At 50.7% G+C, this 3,084-nt stretch carries 2 protein-coding genes and 2 pseudogenes; 1 reads left to right on the top strand and 3 read right to left on the bottom strand.

All coding sequences use genetic code 11. The features are described 5' to 3' along the window. Positions 1 to 41: 41 nt before the first annotated feature. Together ABRP64_RS11525 and ABRP64_RS11515 are read right to left on the bottom strand one after the other, a co-directional pair. Complete coding sequence (locus tag ABRP64_RS11525) at positions 42 to 416, bottom strand: IS3 family transposase (protein ID WP_349866524.1); 375 nt, start codon at positions 414 to 416, stop codon at positions 42 to 44. A 319-nt stretch (positions 417 to 735) separates the two neighbouring features. Continuing rightward, a pseudogene (locus tag ABRP64_RS11515) lies at positions 736 to 934 on the bottom strand (hypothetical protein). Between ABRP64_RS11515 and ABRP64_RS11510 the strand changes: the two are divergent. Continuing rightward, positions 886 to 1,392 (top strand): annotated as a pseudogene (locus tag ABRP64_RS11510) (IS3 family transposase); the annotation flags it as partial. The pseudogenes ABRP64_RS11515 and ABRP64_RS11510 overlap by 49 nt on opposite strands. A gap of 444 nt (positions 1,393 to 1,836) precedes the next feature. Here ABRP64_RS11510 and ABRP64_RS11505 read toward each other — a convergent pair. After that, positions 1,837 to 2,118 (bottom strand): hypothetical protein, encoded by a 282-nt coding sequence (locus ABRP64_RS11505; protein WP_284783801.1) that lies wholly within the window; start codon positions 2,116 to 2,118, stop codon positions 1,837 to 1,839. Positions 2,119 to 3,084 lie beyond the last annotated feature (966 nt).

Below are 3,084 nucleotides of genomic sequence, written 5' to 3'. Positions count from 1 at the left end.
TCGGTAACACCGTAGTCATTATCGGTGAAACTCCTTCTAGATCAGAGCCTCACACACAAACTTCCTAACACCCTCTCCGGGAGTAGACGTCGGTGACAAACGCGGCATACACAAAGCCTTTCTTCGCGCGCACATAGGTAGTATCGGCCACCCACAGCGTGTTTAAGGCCTTGGGCTTTGAATTCACGCTCGACCAAATCCGGGCGCAAATCAGGCACGTTAGCTTTTCGGGTTGTGATTGGTGATCCGCCTGTGCCTTTGCCAGAAACACCAGCCAGACGCATCAGCCGGGCGGTTTGTTCACGACCGATATCAATTCCTTCACGGCGTAGAGCATGCCACATTTTCCGCACGCCGTAGATACCGTAATTATCCCGATGAACAGCACTAATGCGTTCAACTAGAACAACCGTCACGAAGGCGACGAGCACTTAAGTCCTCGGGCTGTGGTCTGTGGATTGGCGTTAACCACGCGAGGTGATAAGCCCACCAGCCCGGATATTCTTTTAACGCCAGTGCAGATGAACTCGACAGAGAAACGATTCCGGTATTTATCGATGAACCGGATCATTTCTTAACGTTTGGGGCCTGGTTCCGACGCGAAAAAAGCTGAGGCAGCCTTCAACAACTCATTAGTATCGCGTAGCTCTTGATTTTCGCGGCGTAGCCTCGCGTTTTCGGCGGCTAAATCTTCAGGTACAGGTTCTGGGGTGTTTCCTGCACGGCGGGCAGGTTTTAAGTCCATTGACGAGCTGTGTGCCATGAAACCCCCAGTTTTGGGGCTACTGCCTGGCACGCGGGGTGCATCGACATATTTTCCGCCACGATGCGGTCCTCTACAAGACGGACCACACGGTCCTTGGCATCCTGGTCAAATTTTCTCGGCATGTTCCAGATTTTCCCATCTACTCAAACGGAACAAAACCTGGGACACTTCAGTCAGATATTACTTATCTGCGCACCGGTGAAGGCTGGTTGTATTTGTGCGCAGACCGCGATGGCCATTCCCGCAGGGTACTGGGCTGGGCTATGGACAGAGTTCAAGATACTTCCCTGGTTGAACGGGCTTTGCGGATGGCGCATACGTTGCGTGGTGACGTGCCTGACGGGCTAGTGTTTCACGCTGACCGCGGAATGCAATTCACTAGTGAGAAGCTCTGGGAGGTGTGCCGCAACCTGGGCATTGCTCAGTCCGTGGGGCGTACCGGGGTGTGCTTCCATAACGCAATGGCCGAGTCATTCTGGTCGACGCTTAAAACCGAGTTCTACGACCGGAAGCGCTGGCCACCCGCGATGCTACGCGTCAGGCTGTGGCTTACTGGATTGAAGTCGTCTACAACCGTCGACGCCGACACTGAAGCCCTCGGGATGGTCAGCCCCATCGACTTCGAGAACCACACCAGCCTAACCACCAGCAGAAAAGAAATAGCTACCTAACCACGAGGTAGCTCCACTACGCGTCCGCAATTTGCTGGCACGCCATTCCTTTTTGATATTTAAGTTCTATTGGCTACATTTCGTCAAAGACCCCAAAGATCGATGTTGCATTTCTCGAAATGCAACAGTCACACCAACGCCGAAGTAGGGGAATTTTCGCCAAATTCAAGGCGGAGAATCGCTACGGTACCCCTTTACCATCGTCAAAAAGGTACACTTAAGCACTCTACGAGTTTGTCGCCTGTTACAACAACGAAGGATACAGAAAAGGCTAAAGGTCTAACCCTAGTGCGAAATAAGGATTAGACCTTCAAGACCCGGCCATCGCGGATTAACAGATCCATCATTACGGTTCGGGTTCAAGCGCAATCGTGCGAATATCTGGGGGTTGGAGGGGGATTACTTACCGCCATTAAGCCCGAACAGACCACCCAGTCCATTGAGGGTGTCGACGATACCCTTCGCCGTCTCTACGCCTTTCTTTGCGTTATCCAAGTGCTTGCCGGTAAGCTCGGCTTGCTCCTTGGGGTCTTTTTTAGTGGATTCCTTTTTATCCAAAGAAAATTCGGAATTAACAATTCCGTTGTCGAAAGTGGTAGTTTCCTGCGCAAATGCAGCGGGAGTAACGGTAGTCATAGCTAACGCAGCTGCTGCGATTCCGAGACTGACCTTACGCTTCAACTGGGACTCCTTAAGGTTTGGATTCTAGTGAATGCAGGCTTAGAATATCCTACAATCTGTAATTTGTAAAGGATCTTCCGTGATATTAAAAAGTCACAGATCTCATCCTTGGTTTTGAGTTATTTTCAATGCTTGCTGTTACGTGTTTTGTTTTTAGGATTCAGTACTCACTCTGGCGCTAGAAAGTGGATGTGTCGGAGACTAGGATAGTTCTCCATGTTTGTGTGCGCAGCATGGTTTGTATGCAATTCGCAAACGGTCCGAGCAGTCTAGAGCTAGTTGATTAGTAGCTTTTCGCCCTGCGACCTTTGTCCCCTCCTATATAGTGGCCCCATTCGATTGCAAACTACCTTCCCCCCTCTACTCAGTGGCGCACCTGTCTTCGAGATTATAAATCATCAGCCAAAGAGTTTTCAAAGCTGTGAATTCATTTGAAGGGTGCATTCGGTTACGTATAGGCCCACCCCCGGAAAGTGAACACGTCGGGGGGTTAGCTATGCTGCTTTAGTCAGTGTAGCTGAAATCTCGGCTTCAAAGTCATCCGGCGCTACAAGATTGCACCAGGAGTGCCGCCGGCGCGTGTTATAGCGCATGCACCACCTAAAGACTTCCCGGCGACAAGGGATCGGATTATCAACGACCTTCCTGTCAGGCAAGACTTCCCGCTTGAGGGTGGAGTTAAACCGATTCTACTAGGGCGTTATCAGCACTCGTTCCTACCACTGTCATGGACTGTTACAGCCTCAACGACGAGCAGTAATTTCTGAAGGCTTGTGAGGTGTACGCAATGCCGGGATCGGAATGGAATACAGCTCCGTCAAGAATGTGTAGTGCCCTGTGTTTTGGTCCTAGACAGGTGCCTTGATTTCTATTATTCCTTGTTGCGGGTGAGGGTGTTAGGAAGTTTGTGTGTGAGGCTCTGATCTAGAAGGAGTTTCACCGATAATGACTACGGTGTTACCGAAG

It is taken from the genome of Corynebacterium sp. KPL4015 (genome assembly GCF_040225725.1).
Taxonomy (GTDB): Bacteria; Actinomycetota; Actinomycetes; order Mycobacteriales; family Mycobacteriaceae; genus Corynebacterium; species Corynebacterium rhinophilum.
This window is presented reverse-complemented; position numbering and strand designations above follow the sequence as displayed.